The organism is Gibbsiella quercinecans (assembly GCF_002291425.1).
Taxonomy (GTDB): Bacteria; Pseudomonadota; Gammaproteobacteria; order Enterobacterales; family Enterobacteriaceae; genus Gibbsiella; species Gibbsiella quercinecans.
The window spans coordinates 4,130,248-4,150,659 of the sequence record NZ_CP014136.1 but is presented as its reverse complement, the minus strand read 5'-3'; the positions used below and the strand labels follow the sequence as shown (position 1 = coordinate 4,150,659).

Here is a 20,412-nt window from a genome sequence, read left to right as displayed (position 1 = left end):
CGGGAATAGGTCGGCTGGCGGCAGTCAGGCGTTGCCTGGTGCAAAAGCCTAAGGAAAACGGGAAAGTAACCTCTATGCCGCAATCACTTTTTACCCGCTACCAGTACTCGGACGCGCACTATGACGAGCTGTTTGCTGCTGATGGTCATTTTCGTCCGCACTGGCAGCGCTTTGCCGATGAACTGCACGCCTACCCCGATGAACAACTGCAAAGCCGCCTGAACCATGTGGCGCGCCAGATCTTCGAAAATGGCGTGACCTACAACGTTTATGCCGATCCGCAGGGGGTTAAACGCCCCTGGGAGCTGGATCTGCTGCCGCAGATCATTGCGCACGAAGAATGGCAACAGATTGAATCCGGCATTATGCAGCGCGCCGAGCTGATGAACCGTATCCTGGCCGATGTCTACGGCGGCCAAACGCTACTGCGCGACGGCCTGCTGCCGCCGGCGCTGGTGCATGGGCACGCCGGCTTCCTGCGCCCGGCCCACGGCATCCCCTGCCCGGATAACGTTTACCTGCACCTGTACGCCGTCGATCTGGCGCGTTCGGCCGACGGCCGCTGGTGGGCGATTTCCGATCGCGCCCAGGCGCCTTCCGGCGCCGGCTACGCGCTGGAAAACCGCACGGTGATCTCCCGCGCCTTCCCGGAACAGTTCCGCGATCTGAAGGTTCGGCGCCTGAATACCTTTTTCCGCACGCTGCAGCAAAGCCTGCGCCACTGGGCGCCGAGCAGCGCCGGCGAAGGCGGCACGCCACGCATTGTGGTGCTGACCCCTGGCCCCTATAACGAAACCTATTTCGAGCACGCCTATCTGGCGCGGCACCTGGGCTTCCCGCTGGTGGAAGGGCAGGATTTGATGGTTTCCCAAGGCTGCGTCTGGCTAAAAACGCTGGACGGCCTGCAGCGCGTACACGTGATTCTGCGCCGCCAGGATGACGACTTCTGCGATCCGCTCGAGGCCCGCCCCGATTCTTCGCTGGGCATCCCCGGCCTGATGCAGGCGGCGCGCGAGGGCCAGGTGCTGATCGCCAATGCGCTCGGCTCCAGCCTGATTGAAACCGGCGCGCTGTACGGCTTTTTACCTAAACTGTGTGAGCAGGTGCTCGGCCAACCGCTGCTGCTGCCGTCCGTCGCCTCCTGGTGGTGCGGGGAAAGCGCCGCGCTGGAAACCGTGCTGGATAACCTGCCCAACCTGATTATCAAAGGGGCTTTCCCGCAGTTGCGCATCAAAACCTGCACCGGCAGCGATTTAAGCAGTGATGAACTGGCCCGCTTGAAACAGCGCATCCGCGCGCGCCCGTATAACTATGTGGCCCAAGAGTCGATCAGCCTGTCGCAGGCGCCCGGGCTGTCGCCGCGGCCGCCCTACCAGTTACATAACCACGCCACCTGTCTGCGGGTGTTTGCCGTCGCCAGCCCGGACGGCTATCGCGTTATGCCCGGTGGGCTGACGCGCATCTCCGGCCCCAACAGCCGCCAGATCGTGACCATGCAGCAAGGGGGGGGCAGTAAAGACACCTGGGTGCTGGCGCCGCCTTCATCCCCGACGCCGCAGTTGAACGTGGCGCCGCAGGCGTTGCCGCCGGCCAGCCACACGCTGTCGACCCGCACCATTGAAAACCTGTTCTGGCTGGGCCGCTATACCGAGCGCTGCGATAACATCGCCCGTCTGTTGCGCACCACCTTCACGCTGCGGCTGGATGAAGACGAAGGCAGCGAAGCCCAGCACGCGGCGGTGATGCAGTTGTGCCAGCACTATGGCCTGCTGCCGGACGACAGTGAGCAGCCGCTTGATACCTTGCCGCCGCAGCAGTTGAACGCCCTGCTGCTGGATGCGCTGTTTAATCCGGAAGTACCCCACGGCTTTGCCGGCACGCTGCAACAACTGCTGCGCATCGGTTTTAACCTGCGTGAACGGCTGTCGTTGGATAACTGGCGGGTGCTCAACCGGCTGGCGAAAGAGCTGGAACAGCATCATCAGGCGCAGCGCTGGAACCTGGCGGAAGCGCTGGCGGTACTGGATCAGGCTATCGGCTATATGATGGCGCTTTCAGGCTTTGCGCTGGATGGCATGACGCGCGATGTAGGCTGGCGCTTCCTCAGCATCGGCCGCCGCCTTGAGCGCCTGCAGCACGTCAGCCAGATGCTGACGCTGGTGCTGGAAGAAGACGCGATCCGTCAGGCGGATCTGGAATGGTGGCTGGAACTGAGCGACAGCATCATCACCTACCGCTCCCGTTACTCGCAGCGCCCGGAGCTGGCAACCGCCCTGCCGCTGTTGGTCACCAACCAGGAAAACCCGCGCGCGCTGATGTTCCTGCTCAAAGGGCTGGTGGACTATTTGCAGAAGCTGAGTGCGCAGTTTGGGCCGTTTACCGACGGCACGCTCTTTGAATTACCCCAGCAGATTGCCGGCCTGGATGACCACCGGTTGGCCGAAGAAGGCCGCCTGCCAGTGATTATCGCAACGCTCCGCGAAGCGCTGGATACGCTGTCCGATCGGCTCAGCCTGCGGTTTTTCAGCCATGGCCCCCACTACAGCATCGGGAATGAAGAATGAGCCAGACGCCCCTCGCCAACGGCGGCTGCCGTTACAGCGTCAGCCACGTGACCGAATATCAATACAGCCTGCCGGTATCCCAATCGCGCCAGTTGCTGCGGCTATCGCCGCGTAACCTGGCCTGGCAGCAATGCGATAGCGCCCGCATACAGGTGGATCCGCTGCCGGATGAATGGTTTGAACTGAACGATTTTTTTGGCAACCATCTGGCGCAGTTCGCACTGCATATGCCGCATACTCGCCTCAACGTGCGGGTGGATTCTGAAGTCTGCGTGCTGCCGCACACGGCGCAATATGCGCCGCAAGAGAGCCTGCCCTGGGAGCGGGTTTGCCAACAGCTCGCCGCCGGGGGCACAGAGATGCTCGATCCGATTCAGTTCCTGTTCCCTTCGCCGTTTATCCCGATCGATAACGCGCTAAGCCGCTATGCCATGCCAAGCTTTACGCCAAACCGGCCGTTGCTGGCGGCCCTGTTGGAATTTACCGAGCACATTTTTACCGACTTTAGCTTTGATCCCACCGCCACCACGATCGCCACGCCGGTGGAAACCGTGCTGCAGGAAAAGAAAGGGGTCTGCCAGGATTTCGCCCATTTGCAGATCGCCTGCCTGCGTTCGATTGGGCTGGCGGCGCGCTACGTCAGCGGCTACATTCTGACCCAGCCGCCGCCAGGGCAAGCGCGCATGATCGGCGCGGATGCTTCCCACGCCTGGGTTTCCGTGTTTTGCCCGCCTTACGGCTGGGTGGATATCGATCCGACCAACAACCTGCTGCCGGATACACAGCACGTTACCGTCGCCTGGGGGCGGGATTTCGGCGACGTCAGCCCGATGCACGGCATTATCTTCGGCGGCGGTGCGCACACGCTGGAGGTGCAGGTCACCGTTATGCCGCAGTAACGCCGCGCGGCGGCGTCAGCGGAAAGCGATCAGCTCGCCGCGTTTACCCGCCAGAGCTTCATCCCAGTAGCGCTGCGGCACATAAAAGTGCAGGCGCTCCAGCGCGCTGTCCATCATGCCCTGGTTAATGGCATGCCCCACGCCTGCTTCAACATCCAGCGTAAAGTCGCAGCCGTGTGTCCGCAGGCGCTGTGCCGCCGCCTGGGCGTGTTCGGTGCTAATCGTCGCGTCGTCGGCGCCGTGGATCAAGTGCACCACGCTGTCGCCCAGCCCCCGTTCCGGCAGGGCGGCAAAGCGCCCGCCGAAGGCCACCGCGCGCCCGGCCAGTTTGGCTTCGGCCTTCAGCGCTTCCAGCACCATGATCGCCCCCTGCGAGAACCCCACCAGCGCCGTCGCCGCATAGCCCACGCCGCTGCGCTGCTGCCAGTCGCGAACGCTGCCGATAAACGCCGGCATCGCCTGCGCCACGCGCTCAATGCGGTTTTCTTCGGTGATATCCTGCGGCGAGAACCACTGGCGGCCGCTGTCCTGCCCGGCAGCCGGGCTGCCGATGCTGACCACCTGCGCGCGCGGGAAGGCTTCGGCGAAATAACGGCCGATCTCCGCCATCGACGCAGGGTTGTCACCCACGCCGTGATACAGCAGAAACAGCTGTTCGGCCGGTACCGTTGGGTTTTGGACTACGACGTATTCATGTTTCATCAGTGGCTCCTTAGATCCGGCTGCGCTCAACGGCCGCGCTACGCCAAAAGGTTAGCCGGGCGCCCTGGCCCGGCGGCTGTAAACCACTATACGCCGCAGCGATCGCAGGAAAATCGGGTTTTATTGAACAAGTCTTTCCATTTATTGCAACGACTGGCTCCAGCGCTGCCAATACTGACAGTGTTCCGGGTTCAGTTGCCGCAGCGCCTGCGCCACCTCTTGCCGCCAGCGGCGCAGCAACGCCTTATGGCCGCTTAACCCAAACCGGGCGACGCATTGCGTCACCGGCAACTGTTGCTGCAGATGGGCGTATAACGCCGGCATCGTGTGTTCGCCAATCAGCAGCAGGCGCTGCAGCGCCCCCAGGCTGGCCTCCAGCGGCCGATGGGCAAAGGCAAAGCCCGCCAGTTCGCGCCAATCCTCTTCGGCCAGCGCCGGATCGCCGTCATCGCCGGGCAGTTCCAGATCCACCTCGATCCGCTGGCGCAGCCAGCGCCAGTTGCGCACCAACTGTTTGTGCGCAGCCTGGCACAGTTGCACGCCCTGCTCACTAAGCGGCAGTATCGCCATCGCGGTATAGCAGCCGCTACTGGCTTCCCGCTGGCTGCCAATTCGCACCAGTTCAAAGCCGCAGGCTTGCCAAAACCGCCACAGCGGTGCGGTATAGCCAAAGCTGACCGAAATAAAATCCAGCCCCTCGGCCCGCCGGCACTGTTGGTGCACCAGCGCGCGGGCGCTCCCCTGGCGGCGCAGCGCGGGCAATATGGCGATGCGCGTAATACGCCGCGAACGCAGCGTCGGCGCCCACCATAGCCCGCCGTGCGCCGCCAGCGATTGCGCCACCAGGTTGCCACGCGGCCGCCGCCGGCCGGCCCACACCTCATGCGCCAGCGCCGCATCCAACCCGCCTTCCTCCACCAACCATAACGCCCCCACCACGCTGGTCGCCGCCGTAGCCACGCTAAAATGCATGCCCGGCGCATCCATCAGGCGGCGCAGATCCAACGGTGAAGTGCGATAGTGCGCGCTGCAAAGCAGCGCATAAAACTGGGTTAACCGTTGCGGATCGGCGCACAGCTCGGCCTGCGTCAACGGCGAATACACGATGGTCTCCGCCGCCGGCGACCATGGCGGCTGCTCGTTGAACAACAGCGCGTTATCGATCGCCCGCTCCAACGCATCCCCCGGTGCCCAGCGCATCGGCTGTTGCAGCGCCAGCGCCTGCCACTGCGGCAGTTCGGCGCAGAACTTCAGCAAAAATCCGCGCCCGGTGCCTTCGTAACCCTGCACCGTGGTAGTCAGCAACACCCGCGGGAAATAACGCACCAACGCCTGCAGCAGCGGGCCGGGGATGGCTGCCGCCTCATCCACCAGCAGCCAGCCCGCCGCCCCGGCACCGTGGGCCAGGCAGTGCGCCAGCAGCGCATCCGGCGCCCAGAAGTGCGCCCGCCCCTGCGCCCACTCACAGGCCACTTCGGCAGCGGCGCGGCTTGGCCCGGTGATCCAACACGCTTCCGCCGTGCCGGCCATCAGCATGCCGGCCACCGTTGACTTGCCGCGGCCACGCGCGGCGGTCAGCACCCAGATGCCCCGTTGCGCACCGTGCAGGCGGCGCAAAATGGCCTGTTGTTCCACCGTTGGCGTGCCGGCCGGCGGCTGCCAATCCGGCCTGGCCGGCAAGGCGGGCAGCGCCGGCTGCTGCCCCTGGCGCCAGATAGCCACTTCGCCATCCGCCTGCAACTGCCGCTGCAAGTGCGTGATAAAATGCGCCGTGGCAATCGGCTGGGCGCAATCACCCCAGCGCAGGCTATCGCCATCGGGCAACTGCGCCCATTGTTCCCAGGGCGGCACCAGCAACAACAGCCAACTGCCGGCGCGCAACGTGCCAGCCAATTGCGCCAGCGCCTCCACGTCCAACCCTTCGCCGGCGTCAAAGACCGCATGCAACCGCTCTTGCCCCAGCAAGGTATGCACCGCACGCGGCGCCAGCGGCAGCACGCCGTCCGGCGCCACCGCGCCGATCCACGGCCAGTCGCCGGGCATCTCCGCCGCCAGTTGCTGCGCCTGGGCGCGGCACCACGGCGCCTCACCGCTTAGCACCAACAGCCGCCGGATGCCCTGCCGGCGCATTGTTTGTTGCATCACCTGTAGCATCAGAATCTGAACCCGGATACGAAAAGAAAATGCCGGTGGCAAGCACCGGCATTACGCGAGGCTGTGTCCCGCAATAGGTCATGATGCCGTCGTTACGTCCAAAGCCCATCATCAAGGCAGAGGGCGGGCTTCAGGGCACTATTACGGGACACAGCCTGGAATCAGCGGCTGGCGAAAGTATTGCACTGGCCAGGATCGCCGCTGTCAAAGCCGCGTTTAAACCAGGTATAACGCTGCTGCGACGTGCCGTGGGTAAAGCTGTCCGGCACCACGCGCCCCTGGCTTTGCTGTTGCAAACGATCGTCGCCGATCGCCTGTGCCGCATTCAGCGCTTCTTGCAGATCCCCTTCTTCCAGCATCTGCTGCTTCTCGGCGTATTGCCCCCACACGCCGGCAAAGCAGTCGGCCTGCAGTTCCATCTTCACCGACAGGCGGTTAACCTCGGCCTGCGAAGCCCCTTGCTGTTCCTGGCGCACCTGGCGCTCAATCCCCAGCAAATTTTGCACATGGTGGCCAACTTCATGCGCCACCACATACGCCTGGGCGAAATCACCGCCGGCGCCCAGTTTGTTTTTCATGTCTTGATAGAACGACAGATCGATATACACCGTACTGTCGGCCGGGCAATAGAACGGCCCCATCGCCGCCTGGCCGGTGCCGCAGTTGGTCCGGGTCGCGCCGCGATACATCACCAGCTTGGGCGGTTGATAGGTTTTGCCCATCTTTTGGAAAACTTCTTTCCAGTTGTCTTCGGTAGAGGCCAGCACCACCGAGGTAAACTTCGCCAGTTCATCATCTTTCGGGCTGATCGAGGTGCTTTGCTGGCTTTGCGTGGTAGTGACATCCCCGCCGTTCAACAGCGGCGTCAGATCAATACCGTAATAACCGGCCACCAGCACCACCACCAGAATAACCAGGCCGCCCTTGCCGCCGACCGGCACGCGCAACCCACCGCCACCGCCGCCAATACCGGAAGACTGCCCGCGACGATCCTCAACATTGTCGCTTTCGCGACGCCCTTGCCAACGCATAGCTAAACTCCAGAGTAAATTGTAATAATCACAGGGAACCGCATTCATTATAAATGCATGGCGGCAAAGAAAAGGCAGAATTTTTCTGGAAAAGCAGGCAAGCAGAGTAGCGGGGCGCGCCGGCGGCGGCACCCCGTAACGAAAAGGGGTGTTAGGCTGTGTCCCGCAATAGGTCGTGGTGCCGTCGTTGCGTCCAAAGTCCGTCATCAAGGCTTCGGGCGCAGGGCATAGTGGGCCTATGTTCAAGCCCGATAACGCAGAGGACGGGCTTTGGGGGCACGACCCTCCGGGCTGGGGCCATTGGGCCGCGCTCCTGCGTTGCTCGCCGTTTATTTGGGCCCGCCAAACCTCACGGCTTGCGCCTTGACGCGCAGCCCAATGACCGCCAGCGGCACTCACGCACTATTACGGGACACAGCCTAGTCAAGCTTCACGCCGATGCGGCGCGCCACTTCTTCATAGGCTTCGATCAGGCCGCCCAGGCTCTGGCGGAAACGGTCTTTGTCCATTTTGTCCAGGGTGTTTTTGTCCCACAGGCGGCTGCCGTCTGGGGAGAATTCGTCACCCAGCACCACTTCACCGTTGAATAGGCCAAACTCCAGTTTGAAATCAACCAGGATAAGCCCGGCATCGTCAAACAGCTTGCTCAGCACGTCATTAGCTTTGTAGCTCAGCTCACGCATGCGCGCCAGGTGCGTTTTGCTCACCCAACCGAAGGTTTCGCAGTAGGATTCGTTGACCATCGGATCGTGCATGGCGTCGTTTTTCAGGAATAGATCGAACAGCGGCGGGTTCAACACCATGCCCTCTTCCACCCCTAAACGTTTCACCAGAGAACCGGCCGCGCGGTTACGGATCACACACTCCACCGGCACCATATCCAGCTTTTTAACTAGCACTTCATTATCAGACAGCAGGCGCTCCATCTGGGTGGGGATACCCGCTTCCTCCAGCTTGCTCATGATGAAGTGGTTGAACTTGTTGTTCACCATGCCTTTGCGATCGAACTGCTCAATGCGTTGACCATCCAGTGCTGACGTATCATTACGGAATTCCAGCACCAGCAGATCGGGGTTTTCAGTGGTGTAGACGGTTTTTGCCTTTCCGCGATACAACTCAGCTAGCTTTTGCATCTTAACTTACTCCAGTGATGTGACACTCTGTGACAGATATACCCCGCATCTTCAGGCCGCGGCCTGAAACCTGTTGAGTATAAGACTTGAACCAACAAATTCTTTCGCGCTCAGGCCCACTATTGTGCCAAACCTGCCACGCAAACGATACCGTCCAGGCGAAACAAAAAGGGGCCGCAGCCCCTTTTTTGATTTATTTCGCGCTGGTTTGGCGAAACGCAGTCTGGAACGCCGCCACCAGAGCGTCATTTTGCGCCTGGGTTAACGGTTTCCCTTTGCTGTCGATGAACTGCAGGCTGGTGCGGTTGTTCAAATCGCCGACCTGCAGTTTGTAATCGCCTTCGCGCAGTTCAGGATCGGACGTGCCCAAGGCACTCCAGTCGCCGCTGCTCAGGGATTTGTAAGTGACGGCAACGGTGCCTTGCGGACGGCTACGATCGCCAACGCGCATGCCGACTTTTTCCAACGCCGGCGGCAGACGATCCCAAACTACCGTGTACGGCGCACGCACGATCAGCAGCGGCAGGCCGGTTTCATCCGCGCCGCTTTGCACGTCCAGCGCGCCGAATCGGTTAGCGGTTTGGTTGTTGGCCTGATTGTCCAGCTTATCCAGGCCTTCAACGATGGTGTTCATCATCATGCCGTTATAACGCTGGATTTCGGTCGCATCGGCCACCGGCTCCGTTTTACCCTGCTGCTGCAGGCCGACAGACTTCACGATCAGCGCCTGCTGATAACCCTGCTGCTGCACGGTGATCTGGTAACGGCCTTCGTACTGGTTGTCTTCATCCAGACGGTTCCATTTAACCCAATCGGTGGTCAGCGTCTGCGCGCCATCCTGACGGGAGGCAATCGCGATGTTCTTGCTCTGCAGGATGCCCACCACGCGCGACCACAGGTTCTGGTTTTGCGGGCTGTTTTCCAACAGCAGCGTACCGCTGTCCGCGGTGTATTGCGCACGGGAGCCGCTCAACAAGGCCAGCGGCTGCACCGGCGGCCGGATATCCAACTGCTTGCCAAGCTGCCCGGTGCTACGGGCCGATGGGACATCATAATTGCCGTTCTGCACCGGCAGGATCATACCGGCGGGCGCGTTAATCGTTTTTAGCGGCGCCGCATCGAGGTAGGACTCATCGCCGCTGACCTGGCGTTTGTACCGCTGGTCGCTGGTACAGGCCGCCAGCATCATCACCAGCGAAATACCCACGACTTTTGCTACCGTCGACTTTTGCAATGAATAGATCATCAAATCTCCCTAAGAGTGATATCCCCATAAACGCGAAGCTGCAGCAACTATGGCTGCGGCCCCCGTTAATGAGGGTATAGCAAACCGGCGCTTTTCAGCGCACGCTCCACTACCGGACGGGCAGCTTCGGTCAACGGCGTCATCGGCAGACGCATCGTATCGGTTGCCATCAAACCCAATGCCTTACAGGCCCACTTAACAGGAATTGGGTTTGCTTCTACAAACAAATCCTGATGCAACGGCATCAAGCGCTGATTCAAACGGCGCGCCTCGGCTAAGTTGCCTTCGGCCGCCAGCCGGCAAAGCTGCGCCATTTCACGCGCGGCCACGTTGGCCGTGACGGAAATAACCCCTTTGCCGCCCAGTTGCATAAAGTCCAGACCGCTGGCGTCGTCGCCGCTCAGCAGGATGAAGTCTTTATCATCAACCAGCTCTTGGATCTGACTAACGCGGCTTAAGTTCCCCGTGGCCTCTTTAATCGCAACAATATTTTTGAGTTTGGCCAGGCGCGCTACCGTTGGCGGCAGCATGTCGCAGCCGGTACGGGAAGGCACGTTATAGAGAATCTGCGGCAGTTCGGTGCTTTCCGCAATGGCTTTGAAGTGCTGAAACAGCCCTTCCTGGGTCGGCTTATTGTAGTAAGGCGTGACCGTCAGGCAGCCCACAACGCCCGTGCCCTCAAAGCGCTGGGTCAGTGAAATTGCTTCTGCGGTGGCGTTGGCGCCGGTACCGGCGATCACCGGAATGCGGCCGGCGGCCAGCTCCAGCGTTCTCAACACCACATCGGCATGCTCATCATGGGCAAGCGTTGCAGACTCGCCGGTAGTCCCTACGGATACGATAGCCGAGGTTCCGCTGGCTACATGATAATCAATCAGTTTTTTTAGGCTCGCACAATCAACGGCACCTTTGTCGTCCATCGGCGTTACCAGTGCAACAATACTTCCCGTAAACATTAGCCATCCCCTCCACAAACAGGTGACTCATGGTACTTTTGCTACCTATCCAAAAGCAAGTAAACAAGGCGCGCTAAGCGCTTGGCAGGCGGTTTTTTTTATGTTTACCATGGGAAACCCACAATGCACGACAGGAAGCCCCAATTTTGCCTAAGCCAGATGAACACTATCTCGTGATTACCGCGCTCGGTGCAGACCGTCCCGGTATCGTCAACACTATCACCCGCCACGTCAGCAGTTGCGGATGCAATATCGAGGATAGTCGTCTGGCCATGCTGGGTGAAGAATTCACCTTTATCATGCTGCTTTCCGGCAGTTGGAACGCCATTACGCTGATCGAATCCACGCTGGCGCAAAAAGGCGCGGAGCTGGATCTGCTTATTGTGATGAAGCGCACAACCGCACAGGCCAGGCCGCCGATGCCGGCTTCAGTCTGGGTGCAGGTTGAAGTCAAAGACTCGCCGCACATCATCGAGCGCTTTACCGGCCTGTTCCACGCCAGCCAGATGAACATCGCCGAACTGGTTTCGCGCACGCAGCCAGCCGAAGGCGACCTGCCGCCGCAGCTGTATATCCAGATTACCGCCCACAGCCCCGCCGGTAACCCGGATACCGCAAATATTGAGCAAGCTTTTCATCGCCTATGTACAGAACTGAATGCACAAGGCAGTATTAGCATAGTGAACTATCCACAGCATGATGAGAAAGATGGAGAGTAGTGATGAGCCCATTGAAAGCCGGTGATATAGCGCCAAAATTTAGTTTACCCGATCAGGATGGCGAGGAAATTAATTTGGCCGACTTCCAGGGACAACGAGTACTGGTCTACTTTTACCCCAAGGCGATGACGCCAGGCTGCACCGTTCAAGCCTGCGGCCTGCGGGACAACATGGACGATCTGAAAAAGGCCGGTGTTGAAGTCCTCGGCATCAGCACCGATAAACCCGAAAAGCTGTCGCGTTTTGCCGAAAAAGAACTGCTTAACTTTACGCTGCTATCGGATGAAAACCATCAGGTAGCCGAGCAGTTTGGCGTGTGGGGTGAAAAAACCTTTATGGGGAAAACCTATGATGGCATTCACCGCATCAGTTTCCTGATTGGCACCAACGGCAAGATCGAGAAAGTGTTTGACGATTTCAAAACCACCAACCATCACGATGTCGTCCTGAACTACCTGCAGCAGTAAACCCTGATATTTCGCAAGCGCAGCAGCCGCTGCGCTTGCGCCATCGCCTTACTTATCAGCCTGCATATCCACCAGCATATCGTCCGGCCAGGCATGGATCACCGCCTTCACCAACGTGGCCAGCGGGATAGCGAAAAACACGCCCCAGAACCCCCATAGCCCGCCGAACACGATCACCGACATAATAATCACCAGCGGGTGCAGGTTGACCGCCTCGGAGAATAAAATCGGCACCAGCAGGTTGCCGTCCAGCCCCTGCACCACCAGGTAGGCGACAATCAGCGTCCAGAAGTCCGGCCCGACGCCCCACTGGAACATCGCCACCACCACAACCGGAATGGTAACCAGCACCGCCCCCACGTAAGGGATCAGCACCGAAATACCCACCAGCACCGCCAGCAGCAGCGAATAGCGCATGTCCAGGATCACGAACACCAGATAAGTGGCCACGCCAACGATCACCATTTCCAGCACCTTGCCGCGAATATAGTTGGTGATCTGCTGGTTCATCTCTACCCACACCTGGCCCGCCAGGCCACGGTTGCGCGGCAGCACGCGGCGCACGGCGTTGATCATCTGCTCTTTGTCTTTCAGCAGGAAGAACACCATCAGCGGCACCAGCACCAGGTAGATAGCCAACGCCAACAGCCCCACCAGCGAAGCCAGGGAGAACTTCACCACCGATTCGCCCATGCCTGACAGGCGGGTGCGCAAATTCTCGGCCATCATGTCGATAATGCCGGCATCCATCAACGCCGGGTAGCGTTTGGGCAGCGTGGCGGCATAGTGGTAGAACTGGTTAAGCATGCCGGGCATATCGCCCATCAGGTTGATGCCCTGCTGCCAGGCAGTGGGCGCCACCACAAACACCAGCAACATCACAACACCGCCGAACACAATCAGCACCATACTGGCAGCCCAGGTGCGCGAACACCCCAGGCGCTGCAGGCGCGCGGTCGGCCACTCCAACAGATAGGCCAGCACAATGGCCACCAGCAGCGGTGTCAGGATGCCGTGCAGAAAATAGAGGATGCAAAACCCGGCCAGTAAAATCACCAATAGCGCAATGGCCTGTGGATCGGTAAAACGGCGGCGATACCACTGTAGTAACATCTCCAGCATCAGAGAGTGCTCCTTGAGAACGTCGGTAAGAGGGGCAGGCGGGCGGCCTGCGCGGTGCATCATGCCAGACAGATTATCCCCCGCCGCCGGGCGGATGTAACGTAAAGAATCAAGACCCTGGCAAAAAGCCGCGCGCCGCGTGGATTGGCCGGGCCCAGTGCCCCGCCGCACATTGTGGAATGAAAAGCCGGGGTAAACATTTCATTGTGGCCCACGGCTGGCTATGATGTGAAGGCACTACGCCGCTATCTGTCGGCAAAACAGGCTTTTGATAATAAAGCCCTGGCATGCAGGCAGAACGTTTGCACACGGCATAACGAAGGATATCCCAAACTATGATCACCCGGTTGACCAAAACAGCGATCGCAGTACTGTTGCTGGGCGCCGCCAGCACCAGCGCGCTCGCGCCGGCAAATGCCCAGGCGCCGGATCAATTGCCGGACATGGGCACCACAGCCGGTAGCACCCTCAGCATCGGGCAAGAGCTGGCGATGGGCGATTTTTACGTGCGGCAGTTACGCGCCAGCGCGCCGCTGATCAACGATCCGTTACTGCTGCAGTACATCAACCAACTGGGCAACCGCCTGGTGGCCAGCGCCTATTCTGTGCGCACCCCGTTCCATTTTTATCTGGTGCGCAATGATGAAATCAACGCCTTTGCCTTCTTCGGCGGCAACGTGGTGTTGCACTCCGCCCTGCTGCGGGTTACCGACAATGAAAGCCAGCTGGCCTCGGTGTTGGCGCACGAAATCTCGCACGTGACCCAGCGCCACCTGGCGCGCGCCATGGAAGATCAACAGCGCAATGCCCCGCTGACCTGGGTTGGCGCACTCGGCTCCATTTTGCTGGCGATGGCCAACCCGGCGGCCGGCATGGCGGCGCTCAGCGGCACCATCGCCGGTACCCAGCAAGGGATCATCAGTTTTACCCAGGCCAACGAACAGGAAGCCGACCGCATCGGCCTGCAGGTGCTAGAGCGCGCCGGGTTTGATCCGCAGGCAATGCCCGACTTCCTGCAAAAGCTTTCCGATCAATCGCGCTACGCCTCCAAGCCCCCGGAGATGCTGCTGACCCACCCACTGCCGGACAGCCGGCTTTCCGACGCGCGCAACCGCGCCAACCAGATGCCGCGCCATCTGGTTCAATCCACGCAGGATTACTACATGGCCAAAGTCCGCGCCATGGGGATGTACAGCGCCGAAGGTTACGGCCTGACGGAAGATTTGCTCACCACTTACAGCCAGGGCAACGTGCGCCAGCAAAATGCCGCCAAATATGGCCGCGCCATTCTGTTCTACACCGCGAAGAAATACGACAATGCGCGCGCGATTATCCAGCCGCTGTTGGCACAGGATCCGAAAAACGTCTGGTACCTTGATCTGCTCACCGATATCGATTTAGGCCAGAAACGCGCCGCACAGGCCATCGCCCGCCTGCAAAACGCCAATGCTGCCCAGAGCAACAACCCCGTGCTGCTGCTCAACCTGGCCAACGCCTACGTGGAAGGCAACCAGCCAGCACAGGCTTCGCGGATCCTCAACCGCTATACCTTCAACCACCCGGACGATCCGAACGGTTGGGATCTGCTGGCGCAGGCCAGCGCCGCGCAGGGGCTGCGCGATGAGGAACTTTCCGCCCGCGCCGAAAGCCTGGCGCTGACCGGTAAACTGGATCAGGCCATCGGCCTGCTCAGCAACGCCAGCTCGCTGGAAAAACTCGGCAGCCTGAAACAGGCGCGCTACGATGCCCGCATTGACCAACTGCGCCAATTGCAGCAGCGCTTCCGCCAATACCAGCGCAGTTGATTTATACAAGGAATGATTATCAGATGAATAACACCGTCACCATTTACCACAACCCACGCTGTTCCAAAAGCCGTGAAACCCTGGGATTACTGGAACAGCGCGGCATTGCCCCCCACGTCGTGCGCTACCTTGATACCCCGCCGTCTGTGGCTGAGTTGAAAACGCTGTTGCAGGCTTTGGGGATGCATTCAGCACGCGAGCTGATGCGTAAGAAGGAAGAGGAATACAAAACGCTGGGGTTGGCGGATGAGAGCTTAAGTGAAGCACAGTTGCTGCAGGCGATGGTGGAAAACCCGAAGCTGATTGAACGCCCGATCGTGGTCAAAGGCAAGCAGGCCCGCATCGGTCGCCCGCCGGAGCAGGTACTGGAGATTCTCTAAGGCATGGGGCCTGCGCCCGCAGGCCCGGATTTTCCAGCGTTATAACCCCAGGATCTCTTTCACAAATGGAATGGTCAGCTTGCGCTGGGCGGTGATTGATGCGCGATCGAGCTGATCCAGCGTCATGAACAGCGTGCGCATTTCACGATCCAGCCGCTTCAGCAAAAAGCGCCCCACGTCCTCCGGAAGTTCAAAACCACGCAGTTTGGAACGCAGTTGCAGCGCCTGTAGCTTTTCGTCGTCGGACAGCGGCTGAAGCTTGTAGATTTGCCCCCAGTCAAGGCGCGAGGCCAGATCGGGCAGGTGCAGATTAAGCTGGCGCGGCGGGCGATCGCCGGTGATAAACAAGCGTGTGCGCCCGGTTTCCAGAATGCGGTTGTAGAGGTTGAAAATCGCCATTTCCCACTCTTCGTCGCCGGCGATGCATTCGATATTATCGATGCACACCAGCGCCAACTGCTCCATGCCGTCTAACACTTCAGGCACGAAATAGGCGCGCTTATCCAGCGGCACATAGCCCACCGCTTCACCGCGCTGCGACAATTCCGCACAGGCCGCATGCAGCAAATGGCTACGCCCCCCGCCCTCACGCGACCAGAAATAAATATAACTGCCATGCTCCTGGCGGACGGCGGACTGGATCGCAGCTAATAGGGATGGGTTCTCACCCGGATAAAAACTGGCGAAAGTTTCATCATCGGGCAGATAAAGTGGCAGTGAAAGCTGTGCCGGCGTATTCAGAGAAGCACCTCAACCAAAACTGGCAGGAAAACGCCGCCAGTTTATCACAGAATGCGCCGGCAAATGAACCGGCAGGATTTTATGGTGGAATAGTAGCCAAAACATGCAAGCCAGGACAAAAATCCCCCCAAAGGGAAACCTTTTATTGCGGGAATTTGTATTTTGTCACGAATTTGTCCTAGTATGGAAAAGCAAGAAGCAATGATCATCATCAAGGTTACTGCAAGGATTTTAAGAATGAATTCATGGAATAAAGTATTGCTGGCTTCGGTTATCGGTCTGTTGGTCGCAGGCTGTGACGATGCTTCCAAAGTGGACGCCAACCTGGATAAAGCCAAAGACAGCGCGGAACAGATCACTGACGCCGCACAGCAAAAGGCCGACCAGCTGACGGACAGTGCAAAAGCGAAAGCGGAAGAAATCAAGAAACAAGCGGCGGTTCAGGCCGATCAGTTGAAAGATAAGGCTTCCGCCATTCAGAGCGACGCAGAAAAACATGCGCATGCGCTCACCGATGATGCCAAAGCCAAAGCCGCTGCCATCAAAACCGATGCCAGCCAACAAAGCCAGGCGTTGGTTGAACAGGCAAAAACCATCAAAAATGATGCTATCAGCGGCGCCAATAACCTGACTGAACAGGCGAAAGCCAAAACGGAACAGATTAAAAACAGTATCGAGAAAAAAACTGAAGATGGGCAAAATGACACAACGCCATCGACAGAGGCACCAGCAAACACGCAGAATAGCGCAGCCCAATAAGTTTTCGGCTGCGGGTATAAGCCACACTCCTGATGTGGGGGGTGAACGGCGAAACTCCGCGGTTGGTAAATAGCGGGTATGTCAGTATTTCACGGCAAGGAGAAGTTAAATGGGTATTATTTCCTGGATTATTTTTGGTCTTATCGCAGGCATTATCGCTAAATGGATTATGCCAGGCAAAGACGGGGGTGGTTTCATTATGACCGTGGTGCTGGGGGTTATCGGTGCCGTTGTCGGTGGTTATATCAGTACCTTCTTTGGCTTTGGTAAAGTTGACGGCTTCAACTTCGGCAGCTTCATCGTAGCGGTGATTGGTGCCATTGTGGTGCTGTTTGTTTACCGCAAAATCCGCAGCTAACGTTAGCCGCCGTATTATATCAGCCGCCGCAGATCGCACGCAGCGGCTAAAAACGCCAGGGGCCGCAACCTGTATGAACCGGGCACATAGGTTACAGATCTGACCAGCCTCATAGGTAACGCATTTATTCTTTAATCAGCCCGGATTATACGATGGTTCTGTCTATCGTACCGGGCCAATACCAACTCCCCGAACCCTATTTCGTCCGTGTCATCATCAACTTCTTTCATCCACACCCATTCATACCTGAGGGCCTCCGATAGGAAGATTCGTCGGCCGTTGAACCATAAATCACCTTTCACTTCCACACGCAGTAACTTCGCCCCCTTTGGTACCGGCATCTCCTTTTGTGCCCCAGTATAAATCCGGGGGGAAGGACACCAGACTGATTGGGGCGTTTTTCCTCCCAGAGCCTTATGTGGCCGAACTTCATTAAATTCTTTTCTCCATGTGTTTAGCCATGTCTGTTGTTCCTCCAGAGAGGCAAATTTATGACACTGTTTCATTCCCTCTTTCATTGTTCTGTGCATTCTTTCATGACGTCCATTCTCTGTCGGTTTCCCTGGGCGAATTCGCTCGGGAGTAACACCACATTTGATTAGCCAGATAGACATCTGGCTTAATCCCCACAGCCCGGCACCGGCAAAAGGTGGACCGTTATCGGTGCGTAGAACCTGGGGCAAACCACATTCGTGGAAGACTCGCTCGAGGCAGGGAATGACAAATTTCCCATCGGGTAAATACGTGGCATCACAGGCAAGTACCATTCTGCTGTAGTTATCCGTCAGTGTGAAAGGATGACACCAACGTCCGGTTGTATGGGTGAACTTGCCTTTGAAATCCGCGCTCCAGACATCATTTGGCTGGTTTATCTTATGGAGCACATAAGACCGTTTGGGTTTGTATTTCAATCGATTACGTTTTTTTGTCAGGCCATGGACCTTAAATATGCCCCCAATAGTACTGGCAGCGGGCACATCCGAAACATCCATATTCAAAAGTAATTGTCTTATCTTTTCCGGGCCCCATGTAGGGTGCTGCTGTTTCTTCTCAAGAAGCAATTCCACCGTTGGCAGCGGTGTGGAAAGTTGATGATGGCGAGCTCGGGAATGGTCAGAAAGAGAGGAAATATCATCAGGAGAAAATCGGGACAGCCACTTATAGCCAGTTTTGCGACTAATGTTGAAACGGCGGCATAGCTCAGCGACAGAAGTATCGCCCTTCAGACAAGCGGTGACAAATTGCAAACGTTGCATGGTAACACTCTCAGGCCAAGGCACAGTAAACCTCCCTATCTCGTTAACTGTGCCAGTTATAACCTGTTACCCATGTGCCCGGTGTAAAGTGTTACCCATGTGCCCGGTTCATACAAACCGCGGCCCCTTATCTTTCCGTTGCCATAGCGGCAAGGCGTTGCAGCACGTTATCTGACGATAGTCCCGTCATTGAGGATAAACACAATTTTGCCATCCCAGAATTCGGCAAGAAAAATATCTTCCTGGTTTAACTGGCGATCCTGTAATTGTTTATGCAGCCACTCTTCGCTTTTCTCAATTTCTTCCAGTTCGTAGGTTCTGATCTTGCCGCTTTTCATCACGATCACCGAGGGCATTTTGGTGCCGTCACACACCACCGTCAGTTGGCCGCTGGGCTCAATCTGCGCATAGACGATCTCCTGAAAGGCGTGAATGCCCTGGCTATGCAACTGCGAGGAAACGTTGAGAATGTCGATCTTATTTTTCTTCTCAAGAATGTTATTCATAATAAAACGGCCATTCTTGATAATCGGCAGCGGATTGCCAATGGTCACCGAGCGGAAAAAATTGCAGTGCTTGCTAATAGAATTAAGCAGCGAAATCAGAAGAACGCCGATGAACAACACAATCACATATTGATAAAGCGGTATGCTATCGCTGTAGATAACCCCGCCGATAATCCCCCCCAGCACAAAGTTGCCGATAAAATCCACCGGCGTCATTTGCGATAGCTGGGTTTTGCCTGAAAAATTCAGGTGCGCGATAACAATGGCAAAGCCAATAATAAATTTAATCAGCACGTAGCCGTAGTATTCCATACCCGATGTCTCCCTATTCCCGTCATATTTTACATTACAGGATAAATATTCCCCGTAAATTGAGATTATACCCTGCGAGCCGGGCAAACGCATCGTTGCTGAAACAGTTATAACCTGTTACCCATGTGCCCGGTGTAAAGTGTTAGCAGGCGTGATGAAGCTGTTTAATCGCTGTAGCTGGCAGGCAGAGCCTGAAGGGGATGCCTCCCTGCCCCACCAGTTTACGCTGATGGCCAGACAGGGAGTGTCAGGAAAGGATGATTAGTGGCGGATCTGCGCCAGGTCGTCTTCAGTCAGAGCGGTCATTTTCATGACGGTATTGCGGTCAATGCCGTTCTGCAGCATGGTACGGGCAACTTCAAGCTTACCTTCCAGCTTGCCTTCATTGCGACCTTCCTGCCTGCCAAGCTGGATACCCTTCTCGATACCCTTCTGTTCAAGTTGTTGTGCGATGGTCATAAGTGCGTCTCCGTGTTGCGGCACACGCTGTGCCAGTTCGCGTACAAAGGCTTCAGAGTCGGCTGACTCACCCACCTGTACTAAGTATTGTATCAGTGCCATGACCTGTGGTGAAGAAAGATAATCGGTCATCAGCAGCGTGGCCAGCCGATCCGTAAGGGTGGCCATATCGCGCTGGTGAATATGCTTCTGAAGCAGGGTCAGGGCGGCCATACTGCGATGGCCCATAATCTCATCATCCGGAATGACGGTGACATCGACCAGCGGAAAAGCACAGCTGTAGAGTTTTCCAGCCAGCTCCGGGTCTTCAAATTCATCCAGCCAACGGGTGGAGTATGGATACGGGCTGCGTTTGCCTACATAAAACAGCACCGGAATTACCAGCGGCAACTTCTTATGGCTCGCCTCAAGATGGCGCTGCATGGCGGCTATAGCATAGCGAAACATCCTGGAGGCCATGTGTTTATCGGGACTCGACTGGTGTTCGATAAGTACATGGACGTAACTGTCGCCGGCGGTGGTTTTCAGGCTGTAGAGGACGTCGCTGAAATACTGGCGGAGATCATCCTCAACGAACGAGCCGGATTCCAGTTTCAGCGTGGTAAGGTCGCAGATAGCGCGCAACTCGGCCGGCAAATGGATTTACATAAAATCCCGGGCAATCTCCGGTTGGGTCAGGAACTGCCGGAACGTGGCGTCGTGGGGCGTTGGCGTGTTGCTTTTCTTTTTCATCAACCCTGGCTCTGAAAAATGTCGCAGCTATGCTATCACAACCAGGTGTGAACGGAATTGCCCTTCCTTCAAGGGACCACGCTAGGGTGGTTGTGTCTATTCCCCTTTTCT

Annotated in this window: 18 protein-coding genes and 2 pseudogenes; 9 read left to right on the top strand and 11 right to left on the bottom strand. The window is 57.8% G+C overall.

From position 1 onward, the window contains the following. The first annotated feature begins 74 nt into the window (after nucleotides 1–74). Nucleotides 75–2,564 (top strand): circularly permuted type 2 ATP-grasp protein, encoded by a 2,490-nt coding sequence (locus ACN28Q_RS18995; protein WP_095847779.1) that lies wholly within the window; start codon nucleotides 75–77, stop codon nucleotides 2,562–2,564. Continuing rightward, a complete protein-coding gene (locus tag ACN28Q_RS18990) occupies nucleotides 2,561–3,463 on the top strand; it encodes a transglutaminase family protein (protein ID WP_095847778.1) in 903 nt (300 codons plus the stop codon). Before ACN28Q_RS18995 ends, ACN28Q_RS18990 begins: the two co-directional genes overlap by 4 nt. A gap of 15 nt (nucleotides 3,464–3,478) precedes the next feature. Here the strand turns inward: ACN28Q_RS18990 and ypfH are convergent, their stop codons facing one another. From ypfH to dapA, 6 genes are all read right to left on the bottom strand, one after another. Then, nucleotides 3,479–4,165, bottom strand: a complete 687-nt coding sequence (gene ypfH / locus ACN28Q_RS18985) for an esterase (protein WP_095847777.1) — start codon at nucleotides 4,163–4,165, stop codon at nucleotides 3,479–3,481. A gap of 141 nt (nucleotides 4,166–4,306) precedes the next feature. Next, complete coding sequence (locus tag ACN28Q_RS18980) at nucleotides 4,307–6,319, bottom strand: tRNA(Met) cytidine acetyltransferase TmcA (RefSeq protein ID WP_095847776.1); 2,013 nt, start codon at nucleotides 6,317–6,319, stop codon at nucleotides 4,307–4,309. A gap of 161 nt (nucleotides 6,320–6,480) precedes the next feature. Next, nucleotides 6,481–7,350 carry a KPN_02809 family neutral zinc metallopeptidase gene (gene ypfJ, locus ACN28Q_RS18975; RefSeq protein ID WP_095847775.1) on the bottom strand — a complete coding sequence of 290 codons (870 nt, stop codon included), beginning with the start codon at nucleotides 7,348–7,350 and terminating at the stop codon, nucleotides 6,481–6,483. 419 nt (nucleotides 7,351–7,769) lie between these two features. Continuing rightward, nucleotides 7,770–8,483: a phosphoribosylaminoimidazolesuccinocarboxamide synthase gene (gene purC, locus ACN28Q_RS18970; protein ID WP_095847774.1), complete on the bottom strand. Its 714-nt coding sequence runs from the start codon at nucleotides 8,481–8,483 to the stop codon at nucleotides 7,770–7,772. A gap of 193 nt (nucleotides 8,484–8,676) precedes the next feature. Continuing rightward, a complete protein-coding gene (bamC, locus tag ACN28Q_RS18965) occupies nucleotides 8,677–9,729 on the bottom strand; it encodes an outer membrane protein assembly factor BamC (protein WP_095847773.1) in 1,053 nt (350 codons plus the stop codon). A 65-nt stretch (nucleotides 9,730–9,794) separates the two neighbouring features. After that, complete coding sequence (gene dapA / locus ACN28Q_RS18960) at nucleotides 9,795–10,685, bottom strand: 4-hydroxy-tetrahydrodipicolinate synthase (protein ID WP_095847772.1); 891 nt, start codon at nucleotides 10,683–10,685, stop codon at nucleotides 9,795–9,797. A 146-nt stretch (nucleotides 10,686–10,831) separates the two neighbouring features. On the opposite strand from dapA, the gene ACN28Q_RS18955 reads away from it, so the two are divergent. Beyond that, a complete protein-coding gene (locus ACN28Q_RS18955) occupies nucleotides 10,832–11,404 on the top strand; it encodes a glycine cleavage system transcriptional repressor (protein WP_095847771.1) in 573 nt (190 codons plus the stop codon). A gap of 2 nt (nucleotides 11,405–11,406) precedes the next feature. Continuing rightward, complete coding sequence (gene bcp, locus ACN28Q_RS18950; RefSeq protein WP_095847770.1) at nucleotides 11,407–11,871, top strand: thioredoxin-dependent thiol peroxidase; 465 nt, start codon at nucleotides 11,407–11,409, stop codon at nucleotides 11,869–11,871. A gap of 48 nt (nucleotides 11,872–11,919) precedes the next feature. Here bcp and ACN28Q_RS18945 read toward each other — a convergent pair whose 3' ends face one another. Continuing rightward, nucleotides 11,920–12,993: an AI-2E family transporter gene (locus ACN28Q_RS18945; RefSeq protein ID WP_095847769.1), complete on the bottom strand. Its 1,074-nt coding sequence runs from the start codon at nucleotides 12,991–12,993 to the stop codon at nucleotides 11,920–11,922. 335 nt (nucleotides 12,994–13,328) lie between these two features. Between ACN28Q_RS18945 and bepA the strand changes: the two genes are divergently transcribed. Beyond that, nucleotides 13,329–14,798, top strand: coding sequence for a beta-barrel assembly-enhancing protease (bepA, locus tag ACN28Q_RS18940; RefSeq protein ID WP_095847768.1), 1,470 nt, complete (start codon nucleotides 13,329–13,331; stop codon nucleotides 14,796–14,798). Nucleotides 14,799–14,821: 23 nt separating this feature from the next. Then, nucleotides 14,822–15,178, top strand: coding sequence for an arsenate reductase (glutaredoxin) (arsC, locus tag ACN28Q_RS18935; protein WP_095847767.1), 357 nt, complete (start codon nucleotides 14,822–14,824; stop codon nucleotides 15,176–15,178). Between the two features lie 39 nt (nucleotides 15,179–15,217). Here arsC and hda read toward each other — a convergent pair whose 3' ends face one another. Then, nucleotides 15,218–15,919, bottom strand: coding sequence for a DnaA inactivator Hda (hda, locus tag ACN28Q_RS18930; RefSeq protein ID WP_095847766.1), 702 nt, complete (start codon nucleotides 15,917–15,919; stop codon nucleotides 15,218–15,220). A gap of 237 nt (nucleotides 15,920–16,156) precedes the next feature. On the opposite strand from hda, the gene ACN28Q_RS18925 reads away from it, so the two are divergent. Both ACN28Q_RS18925 and ACN28Q_RS18920 read left to right on the top strand, forming a co-directional pair. Beyond that, the gene (locus tag ACN28Q_RS18925; protein ID WP_095847765.1) at nucleotides 16,157–16,678 is read left to right on the top strand and encodes an E3 ubiquitin--protein ligase; all 522 of its coding nucleotides are present in this window, start codon (nucleotides 16,157–16,159) and stop codon (nucleotides 16,676–16,678) included. A gap of 109 nt (nucleotides 16,679–16,787) precedes the next feature. Further along, nucleotides 16,788–17,036, top strand: a complete 249-nt coding sequence (locus tag ACN28Q_RS18920) for a GlsB/YeaQ/YmgE family stress response membrane protein (RefSeq protein WP_095847764.1) — start codon at nucleotides 16,788–16,790, stop codon at nucleotides 17,034–17,036. Between the two features lie 131 nt (nucleotides 17,037–17,167). Here the strand turns inward: ACN28Q_RS18920 and ACN28Q_RS18915 are convergent, their stop codons facing one another. Together ACN28Q_RS18915 and ACN28Q_RS18910 are read right to left on the bottom strand one after the other, a co-directional pair. Then, nucleotides 17,168–18,316 (bottom strand): integrase core domain-containing protein, encoded by a 1,149-nt coding sequence (locus ACN28Q_RS18915; protein WP_095847763.1) that lies wholly within the window; start codon nucleotides 18,314–18,316, stop codon nucleotides 17,168–17,170. Nucleotides 18,317–18,459: 143 nt separating this feature from the next. Continuing rightward, complete coding sequence (locus tag ACN28Q_RS18910; RefSeq protein WP_095847762.1) at nucleotides 18,460–19,110, bottom strand: DUF421 domain-containing protein; 651 nt, start codon at nucleotides 19,108–19,110, stop codon at nucleotides 18,460–18,462. A 142-nt stretch (nucleotides 19,111–19,252) separates the two neighbouring features. On the opposite strand from ACN28Q_RS18910, the pseudogene ACN28Q_RS25200 reads away from it, so the two are divergent. Then, nucleotides 19,253–19,375: pseudogene (locus ACN28Q_RS25200) on the top strand (DUF2913 family protein); the annotation flags it as partial. Here ACN28Q_RS25200 and ACN28Q_RS18905 read toward each other — a convergent pair. Continuing rightward, nucleotides 19,372–20,301: pseudogene (locus tag ACN28Q_RS18905) on the bottom strand (Rpn family recombination-promoting nuclease/putative transposase). The pseudogenes ACN28Q_RS25200 and ACN28Q_RS18905 sit on opposite strands and share 4 nt — an antisense overlap. Nucleotides 20,302–20,412 lie beyond the last annotated feature (111 nt).